Source organism: Qipengyuania oceanensis (genome assembly GCF_009827535.1).
GTDB lineage: Bacteria > Pseudomonadota > Alphaproteobacteria > Sphingomonadales > Sphingomonadaceae > Qipengyuania_C > Qipengyuania_C oceanensis.
Genome location: NZ_WTYN01000001.1, coordinates 1304839 through 1326560 on the forward strand (window position 1 = coordinate 1304839; position 21722 = coordinate 1326560).

The 21722-nt window shown below is 64.3% G+C and carries 21 protein-coding genes and 1 tRNA gene; 10 read left to right on the forward strand and 12 right to left on the reverse strand.

From position 1 onward, the window contains the following. The first annotated feature begins 50 nt into the window (after positions 1 to 50). Positions 51 to 1790, forward strand: a complete 1740-nt coding sequence (locus tag GRI48_RS06280) for a TIR domain-containing protein (RefSeq protein ID WP_160672967.1) — start codon at positions 51 to 53, stop codon at positions 1788 to 1790. Between the two features lie 21 nt (positions 1791 to 1811). Here the strand turns inward: GRI48_RS06280 and nusG are convergent, their stop codons facing one another. Both nusG and secE read right to left on the reverse strand, forming a co-directional pair. After that, the gene (gene nusG, locus GRI48_RS06285; protein ID WP_160672970.1) at positions 1812 to 2348 is read right to left on the reverse strand and encodes a transcription termination/antitermination protein NusG; all 537 of its coding nucleotides are present in this window, start codon (positions 2346 to 2348) and stop codon (positions 1812 to 1814) included. A 26-nt stretch (positions 2349 to 2374) separates the two neighbouring features. Continuing rightward, complete coding sequence (secE, locus tag GRI48_RS06290) at positions 2375 to 2605, reverse strand: preprotein translocase subunit SecE (protein ID WP_160672973.1); 231 nt, start codon at positions 2603 to 2605, stop codon at positions 2375 to 2377. Positions 2606 to 2845: 240 nt separating this feature from the next. Between secE and GRI48_RS06295 the strand changes: the two genes are divergently transcribed. Then, complete coding sequence (locus tag GRI48_RS06295) at positions 2846 to 4378, forward strand: alanine/glycine:cation symporter family protein (protein ID WP_160672976.1); 1533 nt, start codon at positions 2846 to 2848, stop codon at positions 4376 to 4378. 82 nt (positions 4379 to 4460) lie between these two features. On the opposite strand, the gene GRI48_RS14170 is transcribed toward GRI48_RS06295, so the two are convergent. Next, the gene (locus GRI48_RS14170) at positions 4461 to 4613 is read right to left on the reverse strand and encodes a hypothetical protein (RefSeq protein ID WP_202389192.1); all 153 of its coding nucleotides are present in this window, start codon (positions 4611 to 4613) and stop codon (positions 4461 to 4463) included. Between the two features lie 129 nt (positions 4614 to 4742). Then, positions 4743 to 4818, reverse strand: a tRNA-Trp gene (locus GRI48_RS06300). A gap of 95 nt (positions 4819 to 4913) precedes the next feature. Between GRI48_RS06300 and aat the strand changes: the two genes are divergently transcribed. Continuing rightward, on the forward strand, positions 4914 to 5612 hold the full coding sequence (aat, locus tag GRI48_RS06305; protein WP_160672979.1) for a leucyl/phenylalanyl-tRNA--protein transferase: 699 nt from the start codon (positions 4914 to 4916) through the stop codon (positions 5610 to 5612). Here aat and GRI48_RS06310 read toward each other — a convergent pair. Genes GRI48_RS06310 through GRI48_RS06325 form a run of 4 tightly spaced genes read right to left on the reverse strand, consistent with a single transcriptional unit; the run spans position 5528 to position 7538 of the window. Next, positions 5528 to 6070, reverse strand: coding sequence for a DUF2155 domain-containing protein (locus GRI48_RS06310; protein WP_202389193.1), 543 nt, complete (start codon positions 6068 to 6070; stop codon positions 5528 to 5530). The genes aat and GRI48_RS06310 overlap by 85 nt on opposite strands. Further along, a complete protein-coding gene (locus GRI48_RS06315) occupies positions 6052 to 6450 on the reverse strand; it encodes an NADH:ubiquinone oxidoreductase subunit NDUFA12 (protein ID WP_160672982.1) in 399 nt (132 codons plus the stop codon). Before GRI48_RS06315 ends, GRI48_RS06310 begins: the two co-directional genes overlap by 19 nt. 45 nt (positions 6451 to 6495) lie before the next feature. Next, positions 6496 to 6978 (reverse strand): DUF192 domain-containing protein, encoded by a 483-nt coding sequence (locus GRI48_RS06320; protein ID WP_160672985.1) that lies wholly within the window; start codon positions 6976 to 6978, stop codon positions 6496 to 6498. Further along, complete coding sequence (locus GRI48_RS06325) at positions 6978 to 7538, reverse strand: regulatory protein RecX (RefSeq protein ID WP_160672988.1); 561 nt, start codon at positions 7536 to 7538, stop codon at positions 6978 to 6980. The genes GRI48_RS06320 and GRI48_RS06325 overlap by 1 nt, the downstream gene beginning before the upstream one ends. Before the next feature lie 130 nt (positions 7539 to 7668). On the opposite strand from GRI48_RS06325, the gene GRI48_RS06330 reads away from it, so the two are divergent. The 6 genes from GRI48_RS06330 (at position 7669) to GRI48_RS06355 (ending at position 15118) form a co-directional block, all read left to right on the forward strand. Then, on the forward strand, positions 7669 to 9408 hold the full coding sequence (locus GRI48_RS06330; RefSeq protein WP_160672991.1) for a fatty acyl-AMP ligase: 1740 nt from the start codon (positions 7669 to 7671) through the stop codon (positions 9406 to 9408). A 156-nt stretch (positions 9409 to 9564) separates the two neighbouring features. Next, a complete protein-coding gene (locus GRI48_RS06335) occupies positions 9565 to 10779 on the forward strand; it encodes a toxic anion resistance protein (protein ID WP_160672994.1) in 1215 nt (404 codons plus the stop codon). Continuing rightward, positions 10779 to 11558: a hypothetical protein gene (locus GRI48_RS06340; RefSeq protein WP_160672997.1), complete on the forward strand. Its 780-nt coding sequence runs from the start codon at positions 10779 to 10781 to the stop codon at positions 11556 to 11558. Before GRI48_RS06335 ends, GRI48_RS06340 begins: the two co-directional genes overlap by 1 nt. Before the next feature lies 1 nt (position 11559). Further along, positions 11560 to 11856 (forward strand): polyhydroxyalkanoic acid system family protein, encoded by a 297-nt coding sequence (locus GRI48_RS06345; protein WP_160673000.1) that lies wholly within the window; start codon positions 11560 to 11562, stop codon positions 11854 to 11856. A gap of 218 nt (positions 11857 to 12074) precedes the next feature. Continuing rightward, positions 12075 to 12542 carry a biliverdin-producing heme oxygenase gene (locus tag GRI48_RS06350; protein ID WP_160673003.1) on the forward strand — a complete coding sequence of 156 codons (468 nt, stop codon included), beginning with the start codon at positions 12075 to 12077 and terminating at the stop codon, positions 12540 to 12542. Then, entirely contained in the window at positions 12539 to 15118 is a 2580-nt protein-coding gene (locus GRI48_RS06355; RefSeq protein WP_160673006.1) for an HWE histidine kinase domain-containing protein, read from the forward strand. The genes GRI48_RS06350 and GRI48_RS06355 overlap by 4 nt, the downstream gene beginning before the upstream one ends. 7 nt (positions 15119 to 15125) lie before the next feature. Here the strand turns inward: GRI48_RS06355 and GRI48_RS06360 are convergent, their stop codons facing one another. The 3 genes from GRI48_RS06360 to GRI48_RS06370 form a co-directional block, all read right to left on the reverse strand. Further along, positions 15126 to 15899: a class I mannose-6-phosphate isomerase gene (locus GRI48_RS06360; protein WP_337190779.1), complete on the reverse strand. Its 774-nt coding sequence runs from the start codon at positions 15897 to 15899 to the stop codon at positions 15126 to 15128. After that, a complete protein-coding gene (locus GRI48_RS06365) occupies positions 15896 to 16927 on the reverse strand; it encodes a mannose-1-phosphate guanylyltransferase (protein ID WP_160673009.1) in 1032 nt (343 codons plus the stop codon). Before GRI48_RS06365 ends, GRI48_RS06360 begins: the two co-directional genes overlap by 4 nt. Positions 16928 to 16989: 62 nt before the next feature. Beyond that, on the reverse strand, positions 16990 to 17712 hold the full coding sequence (locus tag GRI48_RS06370; RefSeq protein ID WP_160673012.1) for an energy transducer TonB: 723 nt from the start codon (positions 17710 to 17712) through the stop codon (positions 16990 to 16992). 86 nt (positions 17713 to 17798) lie between these two features. On the opposite strand from GRI48_RS06370, the gene GRI48_RS06375 reads away from it, so the two are divergent. Then, complete coding sequence (locus GRI48_RS06375) at positions 17799 to 17960, forward strand: hypothetical protein (protein WP_160673015.1); 162 nt, start codon at positions 17799 to 17801, stop codon at positions 17958 to 17960. A gap of 226 nt (positions 17961 to 18186) precedes the next feature. On the opposite strand, the gene GRI48_RS06380 is transcribed toward GRI48_RS06375, so the two are convergent. Beyond that, positions 18187 to 21627 carry a TonB-dependent receptor gene (locus GRI48_RS06380; RefSeq protein ID WP_160673018.1) on the reverse strand — a complete coding sequence of 1147 codons (3441 nt, stop codon included), beginning with the start codon at positions 21625 to 21627 and terminating at the stop codon, positions 18187 to 18189. Between the last annotated feature and the right edge of the window lie 95 nt (positions 21628 to 21722).

Genomic DNA, 21722 nt, shown 5'->3' on the forward strand with positions numbered 1-21722 from the left:
TGCAATGCCCCCCGATGAGGGACAGACTTGGTGCGCACACAGGGACCATAATGTCCGATATCTTCATTTCCTATGCCCGCCCTAACGAACCGCTCGCGCGGCAGGCCGGCGATGCGTTGCGCGCGATGGGATATGACGTCTGGCGGGATGACGAGCTTCCGGCCCACCGCTCTTACGGCGAGGTGATCGAGGAACGTATCCGGACGGCGAAGGCCGTGCTGGTGCTGTGGTCGAACGATGCGGCGCGCTCGCAGTGGGTCCGAGCAGAAGCTGATGCCGCCCGCGAACTGGGCACGCTGGTGCAGGTCAGCCTCGACGGGATCCTGCCGCCCATGCCGTTCAACCAGATCCAGTGCGCCGACCTGATGGGCTGGCGCGGCGACACGGATGGCGCGGGCTGGCAGAAGGTGGTGAGTTCCATCGCTTCGCTGGCCGGCACCGCGACGCCCAGCCTGCGCGCCTCACGCGGAGACATCGGCACGAGCGAGGACGTGATGGTCTGCGTCCTGCCGTTCCAGAACATGAGCGGCGATGGCGAACAGGAATATTTTTCCGACGGCATCAGCGAAGACATCATCATCGACCTGTCGAAAGTATCGTCGCTTTCGGTCGTGGCCAGGAACACGGCGTTCGCGCTCAAGGGCAAGTCGCCCGACATCGGCCATCTGACCCGCGACCTCGGCGTGACGCACCTGCTCGAAGGCAGCGTCCGCAAGGCCGGCAGCAGGGTGCGGATAACCGCGGAACTGCTCGACTGCGCGTCCGGCCAACAGGTCTGGGCAGAGCGCTTCGATCGCGACCTGACCGATATCTTCGCCATCCAGGACGAGATCTCGAAGGCGATCGTCAGCGCGCTGCAGCTCAAGCTGTTGCCGCAGGAAAAGAAGGCGATCGAGCACCGCGGCACGAACAAGCCCGATGCCTACAACCTGTACCTGCTGGCGAGGCAGCATTGGGTCAGCGGCAATTCCGGCGACCGTCGACGCGACGAACTCGTGGTGCGGGTCTGCCAGCAGGCGACCACGATCGATCCGGGCTACGCCAAGGCCTGGGCGCTCATGGCGCTCGCACAGTCCGAACTCGGACGGCTCTACGGCTTGCCCGAGGATGGGAAGGAGGCGGCCGAAAAGGCGCTATCGCTCGATCCCCAGGTGCCCGAGGCCCGCTGTGCGCTGGCACGCCACTTGGTCCAGCAAGGCAAGGCGACCGAAGCCGAAGACCTGTTGCGCGACGTGCTCGCCCACCATCCCGATTCATGGGAAGCCAACAAGGAAATGGCCTATCTGGTTTTCCGCGAGGGGCGCGTCGAGGAGTCCGTGCCCTTCTTCGAGAAGGCCGTGTCGCTGATGGATACCGACTATCACGACGCGGGAATGCTGATGACCTGCTACGAATCGCTGGGCGACACCGCGAACATGCGCCGGGTCGGGCAGATCGCCTTCGAGCGGGTCGAGCGGGCGGTCGCGCAAGACCCGATGAACGGCACGGCCATGGCCATGGGTGCGGGCGCGCTCGGTGCCATGGGCGACGAGGATCGTGCACGCGAATGGATTTCGCGCACGCTGCTGCTGGATCCGAACAACATCCATGCGCGCTACAACCTGGCCTGCTCGCTCGTCAGCCTGGGCGACAACCAGGGCGCGATCGACCTGCTCGGACCCTATTTCGACAGGGTCGAGCTGACCGACTGGCATCACACCGGGGTCGATCCCGACATGGACAGGATCCGCGACGATCCGCGCTTCGTGTCGATGCGCAACGAGGCCGGCAAGCGGCTGGGCCAGATGTGACCGCAGCGCGAAAGCGCCGGCTTACTTGACCAGTTCGACCTGTTCGAAATCGAGTTCCACCGGCGTCGCGCGGCCGAAGATCGAGACAGAGACCTTGACCTTCGCCTTGTCGAAATCGAGTTCCTCGACCAGCCCGTTGAAGCTGGCGAAGGGCCCGTCGAGCACCTTGACGTTGTCGCCGATCTCGTAATCGACGCTGACCTGCTGCTTGGGCGCAGCCTTGGCTTCCTCGACCCCGCCGAAGTACCGCGCGGCTTCCTTCTCGGAAATCGGCTGCGGCTTGTTGTTCGAACCGAGGAAGCCGGTCACCTTGGGCGTGTTCTTGACCAGATGGTAGACGTCGTCGGTCATGGTCAGCTTGGCCAGCACGTAGCCGGGCATGAACTTGCGTTCGGACTGAACCTTCTTGCCACGCTTGATCTCGGTGACGGTCTCGGTCGGGACCTCGACCTCTTCGACCGCTTCGGACAGCCCGAGGCGCTCTGCCTCGGAAATGATCGAATCGCGAACCTTGTTCTCGAAACCAGAATAGGCGTGGATGATGTACCAGCGAGCCATGAAAGTTCCCGTTGTCTGTAGGCGGATCAGGCGAGGGTGAGCAGCCAGCGCACGATCGCGCCGAATGCCGAATCCACGCCGAGGAAGAAGAGCGAGAGGATCAGCATCATGATGAATACGAAGATCGCGGTGCGAACCGTTTCCTCGCGAGTCGGCCAGACGACCTTGCCCGCTTCGGTCCGGACCTGCCGGATGAATTCGCCCGGAGTCGGCTTGGGCTTCTTGGGCGTCGGCGCTGGGGTCGGTTGCTGGGCCATCTGCTCTTGCTCTTCGAATGTGTCTCTCGTGCCTTCCGGGTAGGGCTCCGCGCCGCCCCGATCGCGATCGGGAGGGGCTGTGAAGATTTCCGATGTCGGAAGACGAAGGGGTATCTAGGCGCGGGCCGCCGCCATGGCAAGAGGTCTGGTCGCGCGCCTGCCTCACGCGCTTTGTCCACCGGGCGGGGGTGGTCTTGATGGCCGCATCGCGATAGGCAACCAAGCTCGGGACGAAATTATATGAGGGACGCCACCTTGGCAGCGACGGACACAGCACCGGTCACTTTTCTCGACCACGTAACCAATATCTCCGATTTCATCTGGGCCGGCCTGTGGAACGGCGAGGAAATCCTTCCCTTCCCGCCGATGGTCCTGGTCCTGTTCGGCATCGGCATGTGGATCATGATCGGGCTGCGGTTCTATCCGATCCTCAAGCTCGGCAGCGCCTTTGCCGGGCTGTTCCGCGGCCGCAAGGGATCGGGTGCGGGCGAGATCAGCCCATTCGCTGCCCTCTCCACCGCGCTGTCCGGCCAGGTCGGCACGGGCAATCTCGCCGGCGTCGCCACCGCACTGGCCCTTGGCGGGCCGGGCGCGATCTTCTGGATGTGGATCACCGCGCTGATCGGCATGGCGCTGGCTTTTGCCGAAGGGTCGCTGGCGATCCGCTATCGCGAGAAAACCAGCGACGGCGTCCATCGCGGCGGTCCGATGACCTACATCATGATGGGCCTCGGGCCGAAGTGGACCTGGCTGGCCATCGTCTTCTGCATCGGCACGCTGTTTTCCGCGCTCGTCACCGGCAATTCGATCCAGGCCAATGCGATGGCCGACGGAATGAACGAGTTGTTCGGGATCGAGGAATGGCTCGGCGGCCTCATCACCGCAATCCTGGTGCTCGTGGTGATTCTCGGCGGGATCAAGTCGATCGGCAATGTCGCCGAAAAGATCGTGCCGTTCATGGCGGCGGCCTACATCGTGATGGCCTTCATCGCCCTGATGCTGGACATCCAGGATCTGCCGGAAACGTTTTCGCTGATCTTCAACGGGGCATTCAACGCCCAGTCCGCCGCCGGCGGCTTCGTCGGGGCTGCGCTGATCATCGCGATCCGGGCGGGCGTTGCGCGCGGGCTGTTCTCCAACGAGGCGGGACAGGGTTCGACCCCGATCGCCCACGCCGTGGCTCAGACCGACGATCCGGAAGTCCAGGGCCGCATGGCTATGCTCGGCACGTTCATCGATACGATCGTGATCTGCACCATGACCGCGCTGGTGATCCTGACCGTGGAAGGCGAGTTCACCGGCGCCGGCCAGCCGGTCATCCATGCATGGCAATCGGACCTGACCGGTTTCGCCATGACCAGCGGCGCCTTTGCCGCGGCCTTCCCGCTCGATATCGCGAGCATTCCGATCGGCACGCTGATCGCTTCGCTGGCGCTCATCCTGTTCGTGTTCACCACGCTGCTGACGTGGAGCTATTACGGCGAGCGGGCGATCACCTTCATCTACGACCGGGTGCCGGGCTCCACCCGCGAGGGCGAGAAACGGCTGCACTTCGCCTGGCGCTTGTTGTGGTGTGTCGTGATCTTCATCGGGGCGAGCCGCCCTTCGGAGGAAGTCTGGCGGCTGGGCGATATCTCGAATGCTGCGATGGCCCTCCCCAACCTGCTCGCGCTCGCGCTGCTGTCCGGCGTGGTCTTCAAGCTCGCGAGGGGCGACCGGACCGCGGGCCAGACCTTCGGCAGGGAAACGGTCGAGGAGCCGAACGAATACTGATCGAGGGTTTCGATCCTCCCATGACGAACGAAGGGCCGGCAGCACAAGCTGTCGGCCCTTTCCCGTTTATCCGGAATGGAAATCAGCGTGCGCGCAGGAACAGCCTGGCGAAGAACCCGGGTTCTTCCATCGGGCGGATCGGCCCGTGCTTCTGCATTCTCAGGCTCGCGTCGCTGTAGCCGCGCGGCTGCGACCAGCTGTCAGGCGTGCTGCTGCGATAAGTATAACTCGACATCGTAACTCTCCGTCAGATGCCCTCCCAGCGCCGATAACGTGCCGGTGGCCTACGGAGTTCCCCGAAACGGTTTACTAACCTTAAGGTAACTTGCGCGCAGCCTGAACGGATTGCGCCGCATGCGCCGCCTGGCAGGGGTGACAGGATTCGAACCCGTGGCCCTCGGTTTTGGAGACCGATGCTCTACCAGCTGAGCTACACCCCTGCAGCGCGGGGCGCGCTCTAGGGCGATTGGCGCGGCTTGGCAAGCGGCGACATGACCCGCGACGAAGCCACGGAGCAATGCTATGCGTATGTTCGATGCACGCCCCGGCTCGCTCCCCGATCCCGCTCGACACGCTGCTGATGGCCTACCGCAACGGCATCTTCCCCATGTCCGACGGGCGCGAGGACGACGAAGTCTTCTGGGTCGAGCCCAAAGAACGCGCGATCATCCCGCTCGACCGGTTCCATTGCAGCCGGTCGCTGCGAAAGGTGCTCGCCGCTGAGCGGTTCGAGGTGACCTGCAACGCCGATTTCGGGGCAGTGATCGAAGCCTGCGCCCAGCCCCGCCCGGGCCATCCGGAAAGCTGGATCAGCCACCCGATCATCGCCAGCTACCGCGCGCTGCACGAAATCGGCCATGCTCATTCGATCGAGGTCTGGCGGCACGGTTACCTGGTCGGCGGCCTGTACGGCGTGTCGTTCGACAGCGTGTTCTGCGGCGAATCGATGTTCAGCCGGGCCGACAATGCCTCAAAGGTCGCGCTGGCCTGGCTGGTCGCCGCCATGCGACGTGGCGGCTACCGCCTGCTCGATTGCCAGTTCATGACCGATCATCTCGCCACGATGGGCGCGGTGGGGATGCCCCAGGCCGATTACCTGATGCTGCTGGAGGACGCGTGCAGGCACAAGACACTGCCGCTGCCCGAAGCCTATTCGGCGCTCTCTTCCGACGCGGAGGCGTCCGGCGTCGCTCCCGGGAAGCTCATCGCGCAGTCTTTCACCCAGACATCGTAGATCGGGTGCTCGACCACATTGAGCGAAGGCGATTCCTTGAACAGCCAGCCGGAAAAGACCGAGCCGAAGTCGGCATTCTCGCCCCGACCGCGCACGAATACCTGCACGAATGCTCCCGTTTCCTTGGGCATTTCCCAGGGCGCGGTTTTCTCGCAAGCCTGCAACCGCACGATCACGTCACCGATGCGGCGCGTCTCGCCCGGTTTCATCTCGAGATCCTGCGTCAAATTGTTGCGCTTGTTGAGCAGGCCGAGCGTCGCGACCCGCTCCTCCATCGGCGTTCCGATCCCGGCATCGACCGGCTCGACCGGCTGGGCAGCGCTACCGATATTTTCGGGGACTTCGGTTTCCACCGGTCCGGGCGCAGGCGGATCCTGCTGGCAGGCCGCCAGCAAGGCCAGCGCCAGTGCCGGCAGCAAGGCGACGCGCCGGTGCACGGTCAGCCTTCCGGGCTCCATGCCTCGTAGTCGCCGGTAGCAGCCGCACGGCGCCCGCCGCGTTCGAGCGCGCCGGCCGGGCGATAGGCCTCGGCGGTTCCGGTCGCATTCGGCGTGTAGTCCGCTTCCCAGATCTTGGACGGCGGCAGATGGCTCTCGGGAATATCGTCGAACGAGCCGTGCAGCCACCCGTGCCACTCGCTCGGCACCCGACTCGCATCGTTGGCACCGTTGTAGATGACCCAGCGGCGCTGGCGCCCGTCACCGTGCTTCTGCTTGGAACGGTAGTACTTGTTGCCCTGCGCATCGGTGCCGACATGTTCGCCGTGACGCGAGGTGTGCAGCATCGTGGTCAGGCCGGCGCCGTTCCACCAGGTGAAGATCTTGCCGAGGACACTCATGGCCGCGCCGTTAGCGGATCGCGGCCCATGGGCCAAGCGCGAACCTTACCACGAGACCACATCGCCCGCTTCGATGCCACGTTCTGCGGTCAGGCCGCCGCGCAGTTCGAGCACCGCGATCACCGGGGCGGCGGAAGGCACCGATTCGAGCGAATAGGGCACGGTTTCGCGCGCGATGTTCACGATCCGGCGATCGGGACCGATGAACACGATGTCGAGCGGGATCGGCGTGTTCCGCATCCAGAAGCTGCGCGTCTGCGGGACGGCCGAGGGAAAGATCATGCCCTCGTCGTCGGCCAGGGCGTTGCGGAACATCAGCCCCCTGGTCTGCGCTTCCTGCGTGTCGGCAAGCTCGACGCGGAACTCGTATTTCTTGTCACCGGCGTCGATCGACAGGGTGATGACGGCGAGCCCCGAAACGGGGTGCACGGCGGCGGTTGTTTCCGGCGTCGGCGTCGGCTCGGCCGCCGACTGCGGCGAACACGCGGCCAGCGCACTGGCGACGGGAACCACGAAACTGCGTAGCATCAATCCATCCCTTCCGCTTCGGCGACCCATTCGGAAGCGCTGTCCGTATCGCGCGCCTCGACCATCGCGCGCGCCGCGTCGAAGCTATGGCCTGCGCGCACCATCGCCGCAATCTGCTTTTGCTGGCGGTCGCGATCGACCTCGCCGCCGAAGGGGCCGAACCGGCGACGCTCGGCGAATCGATAGGCTGCGTGACGCGCCTGGTATTCGCTGGGCGCAACCTGTGCCCTGATACCTTCCTCGATCCCGGCGGCGCGCAAGGCCTGCTCGACCCGCCGCGCACCGTAGCCCCGGCCGCGCAATCCTTCCTCGCGCGTGCGGGCAAAAGCCTCGTCGTCGATGTAGCCGAGTTCGACGTAGCGCTGGACGAGCGCGTCGATGTCGGGCGGCTCGCCCTCGAACCCCCGCTCGCGGATCTTGCGGCGCAGGTAATCCGCGAGCTTGCCCGAACTGGTCGCGAAACGGGCCACATAGGCGAGCGCCAGATCCTTCAGGCGCGTGTCATCGAGTGGTCGCGAATTGCGCCGCTTTCGCCTTGAAGATGTTTCCTCTGAAACCATTTCGCCATATTCGTGCCACACTCATTAGGATATGGGAAAGGCTCATCCGGCGGGAGGACACAATTATGCGTGGTTTCTGCGGGCAAAAGTGCGAAAAAGCACTGAAATTTCACGGGTTTCGCTAGGACAGATGAACGACGCCGCCATGACGCCGACGCCGAACGATTGCGACCTTCCGCGCCGTCGCGCGGACTTCGCCACCCTCACCGAGGCCATCGACTACGCTGCTGCCAGCGAAAAGGGTCTCAATTTTCACGACATGCGCGGCACGCTCGAACGCGCCTATCCCTTTGCCGAAATGCGCGACGATGCGCTGGCCATGGCCCGGCGGCTGGTTGCATCCGGCGTGAAGAAGGACGACCGCATCGCGCTGGTCGCGGAAACCGGCCCGGAATTCGCCGCGCTGTTCTGCGGCTGCGTCTATGCCGGCGCCTGGCCGATCCCGCTGCCGCTGCCGACGACCTTCGGCGGCAAGGACAGCTACATCGACCAGCTGGCGGTCCAGCTCGAAAGCAGCGATCCGATGATGCTGCTTTATCCGGCGGAAATCGGCGAGATGGCCGGCGCTGCCGCCGCCAAGCAAGGCTGCGAGGGGATCGACTGGGAGAGCTTCGCCACCCGTCCCCACCCCGAATGCGCCCTGCCCGAGGCCGCGCCCGACGATATCTGCTACCTCCAGTATTCTTCCGGCTCGACCCGTTTCCCGACGGGGGTTGCCGTCACCCACCGGGCGCTGCTCAACAATCTTGCCGGGCACAGCCACGCGATGAACGTGCGCGATGACGAGCGCGTGGTCAGCTGGCTGCCGTGGTATCACGACATGGGCCTCGTCGGCTGCTTCCTGTCGCCGATCGCCAACCAGGTGTCCGCCGACTACCTGCGGACCGAGCATTTCGCGCGCCGTCCGCTCGCCTGGCTCGACCTCATAAGCCGCAACCCGGGCACCACGCTCAGCTATTCGCCGACCTTCGGCTACGACATCTGCGCGCGCCGTATCTCCAGCCAGAGCCATGTCGGCGACCGGTTCGACCTGTCGCGCTGGCGCGTGGCGGGCAACGGCGCGGACATGATCCGGCCCGACGTCATGCAGGGCTTCGTCAACGCCTTTTCCGAAGCGGGTTTCAAGGCAAGCGCCTTCACGCCCAGCTACGGCCTTGCCGAAGCCACTCTCGCAGTCACCGTTATGCCGCCCGGAGAAGGCATCCGCGTCGAACTGGTCGAGGAAGAGCGTCTTTCGGGCACGCCGCGCGATCTTTCGCGGCCCGCCCGCTATCGCGCGATCGTCAATTGCGGCAAGCCGGTGCTCGACATGGATGTCGAGATCCGGGGCGAGAACGGGGCAGTCCGGGGCGATCACCAGATCGGCAAGGTCTGGTGCCGCGGACCATCCGTCATGCATTCCTATTTCCGCAACCAGGAAGCGACCGACGACTGCCTGGTCGACGGCTGGCTCGACACCGGCGACATGGGCTACATGGCCGACGGCTACCTGTTCATCGTCGGCCGCGCCAAGGACATGATCATCATCAACGGTAAGAACCATTGGCCGCAGGACATCGAGTGGGCCGTGGAACAGCTGCCGGGCTTCAACCACGGCGATATCGCCGCCTTCTCGGTCGAAACGGAGAACGGCGAGGAAGCACCCGCCGTGCTGGTCCATTGCCGCGTGTCCGATCCCGACGAGCGCATCCGCCTGCGCGACCAGATCGCCGACAAGGTCCGCTCGGTCACGGGCATGAGTTGCGTTGTGGAACTCGTCCCGCCGCGCACGCTGCCGCGCACCAGTTCGGGCAAGCTCAGCCGCGCCAAGGCCAAGAAGCTCTACCTGTCGGGCGAAATCGAACCGCTGGACCTGCGGCACGCAGCCTGACCCTGCGCGCCGCAGGCGCGGCCTTCAACAGCACTGGAATCATGGCGCTTTGCGCCCGGTCGTGCCATAGTGCGCCATCCTGCTTGAACATCGTGTCTTACATCACTAATACAGGTGGCAGACCGATCTTCATATCCGTGGAGCCGTGCGCCGATCATGACTGAAACCGAGACCGCTACCATGACCGCAACCGAGCTGGAGCTGACCGCTCCCGATCCGGTTCCTGCCGTTGCGCCCGAAAAGGCCGCCGGGCTCGTCCCGGTGAGCGATGAGAAGAGGTCCAAGCTCGAGGAAAAGGTCGACGGCTTCGTCGCCGAACTGGTCGCGCAGGATGCCAATTCTCCCGAGTTCGGCCAGAAGGTCGACCAGATCACCAACATGGGCCGCAAGGAAATCGCGGCCGCTGCGCAGATGTCGAACCGCTTTCTCGACCGCCCGATCCGGGCGATGGACAAGGACGAAGGCGTCGGGGCGAACCTGTCCGAACTGCGCCGGACGGTCGAAGAACTCGACCCCAGCCGCCGTGGCAAGCTGACCGGCCCGCGCAAGTTCCTCGGCATCGTGCCGTTCGGCAACAAGCTGACCAATTACTTCCGCAGCTACCAGAGCGCGCAGACGCACATCCAGGCGATCCTCAGCAAGCTGGCCAACGGCAAGGACGAGCTGCTGATGGACAATGCCGCGATCGACGTCGAGCGGCAGAAGCTGTGGGAAGCCATGGGCAATCTCGAGCAGATGATCCACATCTCGAAATCGCTCGATGCGAAGCTGGAGGACAAGGCGGACGAACTCGACGCCACCGACCCGGCGAAGGCCAAGGCGATCCGCGAAACCGCGCTGTTCTATGTCCGCCAGCGCACGCAGGACCTGCTCACGCAGATGGCAGTCAGCGTCCAGGGCTATCTCGCGCTTGACCTGGTCAAGAAGAACAACGTCGAACTGGTCAAGGGCGTCGACCGCGCCAGCACGACCACGGTCGGTGCGCTGCGCACGGCAGTCACCGTGAGCGAGGCGATGACCAACCAGCGCCTGGTGCTGCAGCAGATCACCTCGCTCAACGAGACCACGGCGGGCATCATCGACAGCACTTCGACGATGCTGCGCGAACAGACCGGCAAGATCCACGAACAGGCCGCCTCGAGCACGATCCCGCTCGAGACACTGCAGCGTGCCTTCCAGAACATCTACGACACGATGGACGAAGTGGACGAATTCAAGATCCGCGCGCTCGCTTCCATGAAACAGACCGTCGATGTGCTGTCCGGCGAAGTGGAACGGTCCAAGGGCTACATCGCCCGTGCGGAAGGACAGAACCGCGCGCAGAGCAAGATCGGCAGCGCCGACAGTTCGCTGCTGGCGCTGGAAGGCTAATGAACGACCTGACGCGCGACAGCGATCGTATCCTGCAGGAAGGGCGCGCGCTGGTGCGCGACAACCGGGATGGCGGCCGCCACCGCCTATCCGGGTCGATCGGTCGCGGCTCTGCCGACCTGAAGCGCAACCAGCTGGTACGAACGCTCCGCAATCTCGGCATCGCCACCGGTGGTATCCTGGTTGCGGCTATGGTGATCGGCTTCGTCATCAATGGCCTCGGCTTCGGCGGCATCATGGCGACCGCGCTCGTGCTGCTCGCCGCCTGGGTGCTGATCGGGATGATGGGCAAGGTGAAGGTGCCCAAGCGGGCAGACCTCGCCTCCTCGCTCGCCAAGGGTGACGTGCGGCAACTGGTGGCACGGACCGAATTGTGGCTCGAACATCAGACGCCCGCGCTCCCCGCACCGGCCGTGCAGGTCGTGCAGGACATGGGCGTGCAGCTGGATGCGCTCGGCCTGCAGCTCGAAAGCATCGACCAGAACCATCCCAAGGCACGCGAAGTGCGCAAGCTGGTCGGCGAGCACCTGCCCGAGATGGTCGAAAGCTATCGCAGGATCCCGGCGCACATGCGCGGCGAGAAACGCGGCGATCGTACGCCCGACGAACAGCTGACCGAAGGGCTCGGCAAGATCAGCGAGGAGATATCGAGCGTCACCCGCCAGCTGGCCGAGGGATCGCTCGATGATCTTGCAATCAAGCACCGCTATCTCGATTATCGCTATGGCAGCGGGCCCGAAGGCTCGGACGCCCAGCTACCACCACCCAAGGACATCTGACATGCGCGTCGCCATTCCGCACAATCTCGACCCCGACGAAGTGCGTCACCGGTTGAAGACCAAGAGCCACAAGATGGCCGACATGATGCCAGGCGGGCAGGCCCAGGTCGATACGGACTGGCCGACCGAGGACCGGATGAACATGCGCGTGCGAGCCATGGGCCAGCAGGTCGCCGGACATATCGAGATCGAGCAGGAGCAGCTGATCTTCGACATCGATCTGCCGGCTGCGCTGTCCTTCGTCGAACCGATGATCGCCGGGGCCATCCAGAAGCAGGGCCAGAAGCTGCTGCGCTAGTGCCGTCGCCTCGTATTGCTTCCTGAAATCGGGAACTTACCTAGGCTTCGGTCATTTCTGACTGACGGGTAAATGCAGGATTGTTACGTTAGACGTGGCGGAGCCATTCTTCACCAGGCCCGGGCACTGGTCTTGAACGAGCTACACATTTGACAATCCGAGAATTTTTACGATCCGCTACCCGCTCGAGCCATGAACGGCTCGACTCCTCCATCGATGTGAGCGGCCTGCAAGACCCTGCGCGTTATGCGCAGTTCCTGTCCGCACAGCTGCGCGCGCGCGAACCGATCGAAGCCTGTGTGGCCCGATCGCTTGCCGGCGACATGGCCCCGCCCGCAGTGTCGCACCTGCTGCGTGCGGATCTCGCCGAACTGGGCAGCCCACCCGCTGGCCCGGACCTTCGTTTCGCCATGCCTGACAAGGCTGAGCCGATCGGGCTGTCGTGGGCGATTGCCGGATCGCACCTGGGCAATCGAATGATGCTTGCCAAGCTGTCGGGACACGGCGAACTTCCGACGCGCTTTCTGGAAAGCGCGGAGATGATCGCGTTCTGGTCACGGCTGCGTCCGCATCTCGATCGCGAATTGCCGGAAGATGTCATGCGCCGCGCTGCCCAGGCGGCCGAGGCCGTGTTCGATCTGTTTCTCGAATCGATGCTTCCGACAACCCGGACGCTCGCAGCATGAGCGAGGCCACCACAATCGACAAGGTCGACCTCACCAATTGCGATCGCGAACCGATCCACCAACTCGGCAGGATCCAGGATTTCGGCGCGCTGATCGCGGTCAACTCCGACTGGTTCGTCTCCCAGCGATCGACCAATATCGCCGAGATCCTCGGCGAGGACATCGATGCGCCGCAAGGCGAGGCGCTTGCGAACGTCTTCTCGCCCGAGGCCATGACACGCCTGCGTTTCGCCGCCCAGTCTCCCGAAGAGATGGTGGTGGTCGATCGCATCTTCGGCATCGACCTCCTCGGAAACGGCAAGCTGTTCGATTGCGCGGTCCACCGTTCGGGCAGCCTCATCATCATCGAGTTCGAGCCGCATCCGGAAGGCGAACGCGCGCCGCAGATCGGCGTCCTGCGCCCGATGATGGCCGAGCTGGAAGCGCACAAGGATGTCAATTACCTGTGCGCCAACGCCGCTCGCCAGCTGAAAGCGCTGCTCGGTTTCGACCGGGTCATGGTGTACCGCTTCCACCAGGATGATTCCGGCGAAGTCATCGCGGAAGCCCGCGAACCGCATCTCGGTGCCTTCCTGCACCTGCGCTATCCGAAGACCGACATACCGACGCAGGCGCGCCGCCTGTACGTCCTCAATCCCTTCAGGATCATCGCGGACGTCAATGCGGAGCCGGTTCCGATCGAACCGGAAATGTCGTTCGACAACGAGCCGCTCGATCTCAGCCACAGCTCGCTCCGCGCCGTCTCGCCGATCCACATAGAGTATCTGAAGAACATGGGCGTAGGCGCCTCGCTGTCGATCTCGATCATCGTCGACGGCAAGCTGTGGGGCCTGTTCGCCTGTCACCACTACTCGGCCAAGGGCCTCCCCTACTCGGTGCGAAGCCTGTCCGAACTCTATTCGCAGTTCTTCTCGCTGATCCTCGAGCGCCTGCTGAGCCAGGCCACCTCGCGCCTGCGCGACAAGGGCCGGGCCATCCACCATCGGCTGATGGCGCAGCTGGCGGGCGGATCGCCGCTCGTCGAAAGCCTGCCGGCGATCGACCAGGCCATCGGCCAGGTGATCGCGCACGACGGCATGAGCGCCTATATCGACGGGGTCTACAAGACGCGGGGCATCGCACCCTCCAAGGACGAATTCCGTTCGTTGCTTTCCGCGCTCAACAGCGCAGCAACCAGCACGATCATCGCGACCGACGAGCTGGCGTCCAGGATTCCGGCAGCACGCGCATTCGCCGATCGCGTCGTCGGGGCGCTGATCGTGCCGGTTTCACGGCGGCCGCGCGACTACATCGTCTTTTGGCGCAAGGAATTGAAGCAAACCGTTGTCTGGGCCGGTAACCCGGAAAAGCCGGTGGAATACGGCCCGAACGGCGCTCGCCTCACCCCGCGCAAGAGCTTCGAGGCGTGGCAGCAGGAAGTCAGTGGGAAGAGCAGCGTCTGGAACACCGACGAGGTCGAGATTGCCGAGGCACTGCGCGTGACGCTGCTCGAAGTGATCCTGCGCATGACCGACGAAGCTGTGCAGGAACGCGCGCGGGCGCAGCAGCAGCAGGAACTGCTGATCTCGGAGCTCAACCACCGGGTCCGCAACATCCTCAACCTGATCCGCAGTCTCATCGGCCAGTCGCGGCACGAGGCGGTCAATATCGGCGATTTCACAGCCCTGATCGGCGGGCGCATCAGTGCCCTTGCGAAGGCCCACGATAACATAACCCGGGAAAACTGGTCGCACGCCTCGGTCGTCGAGCTGATCGAATCCGAGGCCGAGGCTTATATCGGCAACAAGCTCGATCGCATGACCATCAAGGGCCGTGACCGGTTCGTCGCACCGGAGGCTTACACCGTCCTCTCGCTCGTCATCCACGAGATGATGACCAATTCGGCCAAATACGGCTCGCTTTGCGACAGCCACGGAACGCTCGCGATCACGCTGAGCGAAAAAGACGACGGCGATCTGCAGATCGACTGGGTCGAACGCGGTGGGCCTCCGGTCCAGGTACCCAAGCGCCGCGGCTTCGGCAGCACCATCATCGAGAAATCGATACCCTTCGAACTGCAGGGCGAAGCGAAGATCGACTACAAGCTCGAAGGCGTCGAAGCCTGCTTCGTCATCCCCCAGCGTTATCTCGCCGCGATCGAGGACCAGGAAGAGGTCGAAGCCGATCGCGACCGGATGGCCAAGGCCCAAAGGACAAAAATGGATTCACAGCACAAGCTTCCCGATCACGTACTCGTGATCGAGGACAGCATGATCATCGCGCTCGATACCGAAGACTGTCTCGAACAGCTCGGGATCAAGTCGATCGATATTGCCGGCAGCGTGAACTCCGCGCTCGAGGCGATCAGCAAGCGCACGCCGGACTTCGCGATCCTCGACTACAACCTCGGAACCGAGAGCAGCGACCCGGTCGCGACCGAACTCCGCAAGCTCGGCGTGCCTTTCGTGCTCGCCACCGGATATGGCGAAATGGCCGAACGCCTCGAGGATATCGGCGCCTTCAGCCTCCTCAAGAAGCCATATGGCAAGGCCGAACTGGAAGGAGCGCTAACGCTCCTGACGAGCGGCGAGGCCTGAGCGAAGGCTAGCCGCGCGGGGAACAGACGAGGGTGACGGCATCTTCAGATGCCGAGACCTCGCCGAGCGAGCCGACCATCGCGCAGCTGCCGGCCGAAAGCGCCTCGGCATCACATTCGACCGAGCCGGCAAGCGGCAGGACGAGGCATCGCGACGGATGCTCCCGTGCGCTTTCGCCATCGATCGCCCCTACGATCCGGTCGAGGCGAAAGAATGGCCCGTCGACGAGGCAGGCGGTGGCATGGCCTGCACTGGTCCGTAATGCCGGATCGTGCGGCCCGCGTTCCGCATGGGTCAGCGCTTCTTCGAGATGCAGCTCGCGCGGCCTGCCGTAATCGTAGAAGCGGTAAGTGATGCCGCAATTCTGCTGCAACTCGACCAGCGTGCACCCCGCGCCGATGGCGTGGACCGTGCCTGCGGGCAGATACACGAAGTCGCCGGGCGCTACCGGGTGCCACACCAGCATCTGCTCAATCGATCCGTCGAGCGCGCCTTGCCGCAACTCGTCGACCGAATACTGCTTGCGAAACCCGACGGCCAGCGATGCGCCCGGGTCGCATTCCAGCACCAGCCAGCATTCGTCCTTGCCCGGCGGATGGACCTGCACCGAAAGCTTCTCGCTCGTGAACAGGTACTTGGCGAGCAGTGAGTCGAGCCCGGCCGGCGGATCGAACCAGATCTCGCCGATCCGCTGCCCGTCCGGGGCGCTGAAGGGTGCTGGCAGCTGCTCGCGACCCCATACCTTCTCGACCGACAGGGTCGGCAGGATCTGCGCGCTCACTGGTTGGAAGCCCCGTGCAGCTTGCCGACCTTCTGCGCTCCCTCAGCCGTCGTGACGAGCACTTCGTCGCCATCGACGACGATGACGATATTTTCCAAACCGATCGCCGATACGCGCGGACCGTCGCTGTCGACGAGAACCCCGCGGCAGTCGACCAGTTCGGCTCTGCCACGGGTGCTATTGCCGTCACCGTCTTTCTCCAGCGCCTCGTGCAGCGCCGTCCAGCTCCCGATGTCCGACCAGCCTATATCGGCCTCAACCAAGGCCGCGCGTCCCGTGTTCTCCATCACCGCGTAGTCGATCGAATCGCCCTCGATCGCGGCGAAGGGTGCGCCAGCCGGACGGACGATGGCTCCCTCGCGCGCCGCCCCATCCCCGGCTTCGGCCACGGCCCTTGCCATCGCCGGCCGATGCAGCGCGAGTTCTTCCCGGAAACGGCCTGCCGTGAACACGAAGATGCCCGCATTCCACAGGAAGCCACCGTCGGCGAGAAATTGCTCGGCCCGGGCGCGATCGGGCTTCTCGACGAACCGCGTGGTGCGATAGCCATCGCCCAGTACTTCGCCGCGCTGGAGATAGCCGAAACCCGTTTCGGGAGCCACGGGGACGATCCCGAGCGAAACCAGCCAGCCTTCCCGGGCCAGATCGGCGGCCGAACGCGCGGCCTTGCGAAAGGCATCGGGCTTCGCGATGTGATGATCGCTGGGACACACCAGCATGACGTCGTCATCGGCCAGCAACTGCGCGGCCAGTGCGATCGCCGGCGCGGTGTTCTTGGCTTCCGGCTCGATGACCAGCCTTGCCTCGGCGGAACCTAGCTGTTCTTCGATCAACCCGCGGTGCGCCTCGCCCGCGACGATGATCGGCGCCTCGAAATCGGATTCGTGTACGAAGCGGTCCAGCGTTTCGCGAAACAGCGAATCCTCCCCGACGAGCGGAAGGAAGGGTTTGGGAGCTTGCTTGCGGCTGCGTGGCCACAAGCGCGTGCCGCTCCCGCCGCACAGGATAACTGGTACGATATTACTCATGCGCTCGCCGTGTCTGCCCCTTGGCCGAATGCCGCTCGCCCGACGCTAGCGTGAGTTGCGCATCAATTGAAGAAGTCTTGTCGCCAGCCGTATTCGGACACCACCGGATCGCCGTTTCTGTCGCGCGCGGGTTCGAACCGGAAGCGCTGCATGGCGAGTTCGCACGTGCGCTGGTTCGTCTCCGGGAACGGGCCGGCGCGGATGACGCGGCAGCTCTTCGGCAACCCGTCGGTCCCCACCGTCACGGCGATCGTCACCGAAGTGCCGATCCTGGCCTGGCGGCCGCCCGGAGGAATCGGATAGTCGCGCACATTGGCTATGTCGCCCCTGGTCTTGACCGCCTTGGTCGCGATGCCGCCGCCCTGGCCGCCGCCGGAATTGCCGCTGCCGGTACCCTCGCCCGTGCCCGAAGCGCCAGTTCCCTCGCCGCTGTCGCGCGCGCCGGAACTGCTTGCCGTGCCGGTCGAGGAAGCCTTGGGCGCGGGCGGATCCTTGCGCACCGGGATCTTCGGTTCGGGGGCGGTGACAGGCTTGGGCACGGCCTCTTTCCCCGGATCGCCCTGCGCCCCTTCGTCCGGCTCCTCGGCCTTGGGCGGCTCCTCTGGAGGCGCGGTCACAGTCACCGTGAAGGCGGACACGACCGAATCCTCGACCGAGGCGGTGAAGTCCGGCGCGAGCGCCCGCACGAGGCCATAGAACAGCAGCACGTGCAGCAGGACGATCGCCACGATCACCAGCGGTCGCGGCTTGCGTTTCGCGGCGAGAAATCCCGTGTCCTGACTCATCTCTTCCTCGCAACGCGCAGATTAATTGGCCCGTTCCGCCCGGAATGCCGTGTTTCCGCCTATAATTCCTAAAACAGGGGAGCGAAATGACTGTATCGACTTCAGACTTGCTGCGCCGATCGCCGTTGCTGGTCGAACGCTGGAACCTGCGCCGGCGCGAGGCGGTGGAAATGCTCGCGCTGGCCGTGCGCGAGGGGACCTGGAGGGCGCGGCCCTCGACGATCTCGCAACGGCGGTTCACCGCATAGCCGGACGGCTGGCCTGTTCGGCGAGGTGTCTTTCGGCATCCGCGCAGCGGAGCTGGAACGGGCGATCCGCCGCGATGCACCAGCCGAAGAGCGGCTCAAGCTCGCGCGCGAAATGCTCGCCGCAGCCTGAGCCACGGGCTCCTTCGGAGTCGCACTGCAGAGGAGCAAACGAGAAAGGGCGGAGCCTCGCGGCCCCGCCCTTCCGTTGTTGCGACTGATCGAGAGATCAGAACTCGTAGCTGACGCCGAGCTGGATCTTCCACAGCGACGACGACGACTGGACGACTGCGTCGCGCGGACCGGTGAAGCGGTCGTAGACGTAGCGGCCCTGGCTATCGATGTTGTTCGCGCGGATCACGCCTTCGGTGTAGCCGTAGCGACGGAACACGTTTTTGTCGCTGTCGAGCAGGTTCAGGAAGTTGTCGAAGTCGACGAACAGCTTGATCTTGTCTTCGGTCAGACCGAACAGGCGCGCCGGCCCGGGCAGTTCTTGGCTGAAGCGCAGATCGAGATCGTAGAACCAGCTGTTCCGGCAGCTGTTACGCGGCAGGACCGAGCCCCGGTACTTCGACACGCAGGGCGTGGCGTTGATGTACGCGTCCAGATCGGCAGCTGCCGAAGAGTTCGTGTACACGACGTTCGGATCGTCGATGCCGGTGGGCACGTAGATCAGCGAGTTGAAGTCGCCGCTGGCACCGTCGTTGAACACGGTCGCCGGGTTCGACGGAATGCTGTCGAACACGATCGAGTACGGACGACCCGAACGGGCTACGAAGATCGCACCCAGGCTGGTCGCGTAGTCGCCGAAGAACTCCTCGCGGAAGTTGATGCCGGCGCTGATGTTGTGCCGGGTTTGGTATTCGGCGGTGGCAACATCGACGTTCTGGCGATCGAAGGCTGCGACGATGTCGAAGCTGGAGGTCGCCGTCGAGCTGTTGTTGTACCGGTTGTTCTCGGCATCGGTGTAGGCATAGCCCACGTTGAAGCGCACCGAACCACCGTCGGTCAGCAGGCCGCGGTTCCAGTACTTCGACAGGATCGCCGAGAAGATCTTGCTCTCGTAGCTCTTGCCGTTGGTCAGCTGGATTTCGTCGTCGCGGCTTGCGCCAAAGCAGGCCGGAGTAACGCCGGTGTACGTCGGCGGCACACCACCCTGGTTCTGCAGGACGGCGTTACAGCCGTTGCGGGTCGGGTCGATTGCACGGTAGATCGGACGACCGTCCGCCGTGTAACCGCCGAGACCCTGCGACGGATCGACGACCTGCGACAGGTCGACGAAGTCCACCGGATTCACGAACTTCGACCAGATGAAGTCGAGGTCGAGATGCCAGTCGCTGAAGAAGCCGTTCTCGGTCCCGAAGTCGGTCGACAGGCCGAGGTTGGCACGCCAGACGGTCGGCTGCTTGAAGTTCGGATCGGTCGATTGCGTATCGGCAAGGCCGCCTGCCGAGTTGGCAGCTGCGTTGTTGAGCACGCACTGCGGAATGCCCGTAAACGTGCCTGCCGGAGTGACGTCGACCTGCGTGCCGACGGCACAGCCACTGCGGCCGGTCTGGCCGAAGCCCACTGCGAAACCGTTGTTCGAGAAGGCGTTCGACACGTAGACCGCCGGATCGCCGCCGGTGAAGCGACCGATACCGCCCTTGATCGTGGTGTTGGAGACGAAGCCGTCATTGTACAGCTCGTAGGTGACGCCGATGCGCGGCAGCACGACAGGGTCGATCTTGCCGAACGAATTGGAGTTCGTGAAGCCGTAGCGGTTGAAGAAGTTCGGGTTCGCATCAGGCGCATCGCCCGACAGCCACTCGACCCGGACACCGGCCTGGATGCCGAGCTGGTCGGTCGCCTGCCAGTCGTCCTGCGCGTAGATCACGAAGGTGTTGCGCTTCCAGTCCGCAGCGGCATCGTTGATGTCGCCCGAAGCCGTGAAGTTGCCGTAGGCACCTGCCGCTTCGCCGTCGAAGATCGCTTCGCCATCGGGGAAGGTGTTGGTCCCGCCCGTAAGGATGCCGTTGGCGAAATCGTTCAGGTTGGCGAAGGTCAGCGTACCGGTCGAGTTCTGGGCGAACAGGTTGAACACGTCGAGCTGGTTGAATTCACCGCCGATCGTGATCTGGTGCGCGTCGAAATCGAGGCGGCCGAGCGCCTTGACCTGGGTGACCTTGGTCTTGAGGTCGTTGGAGGTACGCGAGAACCCGGGACCGGCGACGATCGAGCCGTAGATCGGGTCGCCGTCGCTGTCGATGCCGTCGACACCCACCACGAAGCGCGGGATCGGGTTGCCGCTCTGCGCTTCACCGCCGCCGACGGGGCCCTGGACGTCCTGGACTTCGGCGCGGCTGACGCGCAGTTCGGTCGAGAACACGTCCGACCAGGTCGAGTAGAGGCGCAGCGAGTAGTAGTCGCTGTCAGTACCTTCGTCCTCGAAGCTGTTGATGCCGGTGAGCACGCCCGAGCTGGTCGAAGTCGAGAAATCATCCGGCTCGACGTTGGTTTCTTCGAGATGCTGGTAGGTGGCTTCGAGGCGGTGGTCGTCGGTGATGTAGGCGTCGAGACGACCGAACCAGCGCTCGCTACCTTCGGGAAGCGAACGGGCGAGGCCACCGGTTTCGAAACCGTAGACGCTGCTGAGGATCTGCGAGAACTGGTTGAACTGGTCTTCGGTGACGAATTCCAGCGTGTTCGGATAGTTCGCGCCGACCGGACCGAAGTCCTGGCTGTCGCCGAGATCGGTCTTTTCATAGGCGCCGAAGAAGAACAGGCGATCCTTGATGATCGGGCCGCCGAGCGAAACGCCCCAGCGCTTTTCCTTGTAGGGCGAACCCGAGAAGTCTTCGCCGCCGGCGCGGTCGCCCTGGAGGCTGTCGCTGGCGTAGGTGTAGAAGGCCGAACCGTGGAAGTCGTTCGAACCCGACTTGGTCACGACGTTGATCGCGCAGCCGGTGAACTGGCCGTACTGGACATCGAACGGAGCGAACTCGACCGAGGTTTCGCGGACCGCGTCATAGGGAAGCGGAAGCGAGTTGCGGCTGGCGAAGGGCGTGCCGTTGAGGCCGAACAGGTCGGACTGGGCGATACCGTCGACGGTGAAGGCGTTGGAGCGGTCGTTGCCGCCGAGGCAGGACACGCGGTCGACTTCGTTCGAACGGTCGAGGCTGACGCGCGGGTCGATGCGGATGATGTCGCGAACGTCGCGGGTGATGGACGGGAACGCCTCGATCGTGCCTTCGCCGAACGACTGGCCGGGGCCGAGTGCACGGGTCGAAAGCTGGACGCGCGCGCCGGTGACGACGATCGTGTCGGACCCGGCAGCGGCTGCATCCGCGAGGTTGAACGAGAGCTGCGAGTTGCCCTGCAGGTTGAGGAACACGCCTTCCACCGACTGGCCTTCGAAGCCGCTTGCGGTCGCGGTGATCGTGTACGGGCCGCCGGTGACGAGGCTGTCGACGCGGAACTGGCCGTTGGGGCCGGCATTCAGCGTACGGGTGGCACCCGTGCGCGTGTCGGTGACGGTGACGGTCGCGCCGGCGATCGGGGTGCCGTCCTCGGCAGCGACCGAGCCTTCGACGCCCGAAGTGATCTGCTGCGCCTGGGCAGCGGTCGGCAGCATGGCTGCGGTAGCGGAGAGGCTGACGACGCTGGCAGCCAGAAGGTATTTGATCTTCATGAGAGAGACGATCCCTTGGTCTTCACTGGAGATATGGGCGGGTGACTGAGCGGCCCGATAAGGACCTCGTGCTAAGGCACAAGGTAACTTTTGTT

Bases quoted from the DNA above. Each gene is read 5' to 3' on its own strand.
- GRI48_RS06280 (WP_160672967.1), top strand. From the start codon at position 51: ATGTCCGATATCTTCATTTCCTATGCCCGCCCTAACGAACCGCTCGCG.
- nusG (WP_160672970.1), bottom strand. From the start codon at position 2,348: ATGGCTCGCTGGTACATCATCCACGCCTATTCTGGTTTCGAGAACAAG.
- secE (WP_160672973.1), bottom strand. From the start codon at position 2,605: ATGGCCCAGCAACCGACCCCAGCGCCGACGCCCAAGAAGCCCAAGCCG.
- GRI48_RS06295 (WP_160672976.1), top strand. From the start codon at position 2,846: ATGAGGGACGCCACCTTGGCAGCGACGGACACAGCACCGGTCACTTTT.
- GRI48_RS14170 (WP_202389192.1), bottom strand. From the start codon at position 4,613: ATGTCGAGTTATACTTATCGCAGCAGCACGCCTGACAGCTGGTCGCAG.
- aat (WP_160672979.1), top strand. From the start codon at position 4,914: ATGCACGCCCCGGCTCGCTCCCCGATCCCGCTCGACACGCTGCTGATG.
- GRI48_RS06310 (WP_202389193.1), bottom strand. From the start codon at position 6,070: ATGGAGCCCGGAAGGCTGACCGTGCACCGGCGCGTCGCCTTGCTGCCG.
- GRI48_RS06315 (WP_160672982.1), bottom strand. From the start codon at position 6,450: ATGAGTGTCCTCGGCAAGATCTTCACCTGGTGGAACGGCGCCGGCCTG.
- GRI48_RS06320 (WP_160672985.1), bottom strand. From the start codon at position 6,978: ATGCTACGCAGTTTCGTGGTTCCCGTCGCCAGTGCGCTGGCCGCGTGT.
- GRI48_RS06325 (WP_160672988.1), bottom strand. From the start codon at position 7,538: ATGGTTTCAGAGGAAACATCTTCAAGGCGAAAGCGGCGCAATTCGCGA.
- GRI48_RS06330 (WP_160672991.1), top strand. From the start codon at position 7,669: ATGAACGACGCCGCCATGACGCCGACGCCGAACGATTGCGACCTTCCG.
- GRI48_RS06335 (WP_160672994.1), top strand. From the start codon at position 9,565: ATGACTGAAACCGAGACCGCTACCATGACCGCAACCGAGCTGGAGCTG.
- GRI48_RS06340 (WP_160672997.1), top strand. From the start codon at position 10,779: ATGAACGACCTGACGCGCGACAGCGATCGTATCCTGCAGGAAGGGCGC.
- GRI48_RS06345 (WP_160673000.1), top strand. From the start codon at position 11,560: ATGCGCGTCGCCATTCCGCACAATCTCGACCCCGACGAAGTGCGTCAC.
- GRI48_RS06355 (WP_160673006.1), top strand. From the start codon at position 12,539: ATGAGCGAGGCCACCACAATCGACAAGGTCGACCTCACCAATTGCGAT.
- GRI48_RS06365 (WP_160673009.1), bottom strand. From the start codon at position 16,927: ATGAGTAATATCGTACCAGTTATCCTGTGCGGCGGGAGCGGCACGCGC.
- GRI48_RS06370 (WP_160673012.1), bottom strand. From the start codon at position 17,712: ATGAGTCAGGACACGGGATTTCTCGCCGCGAAACGCAAGCCGCGACCG.
- GRI48_RS06375 (WP_160673015.1), top strand. From the start codon at position 17,799: ATGACTGTATCGACTTCAGACTTGCTGCGCCGATCGCCGTTGCTGGTC.
- GRI48_RS06380 (WP_160673018.1), bottom strand. From the start codon at position 21,627: ATGAAGATCAAATACCTTCTGGCTGCCAGCGTCGTCAGCCTCTCCGCT.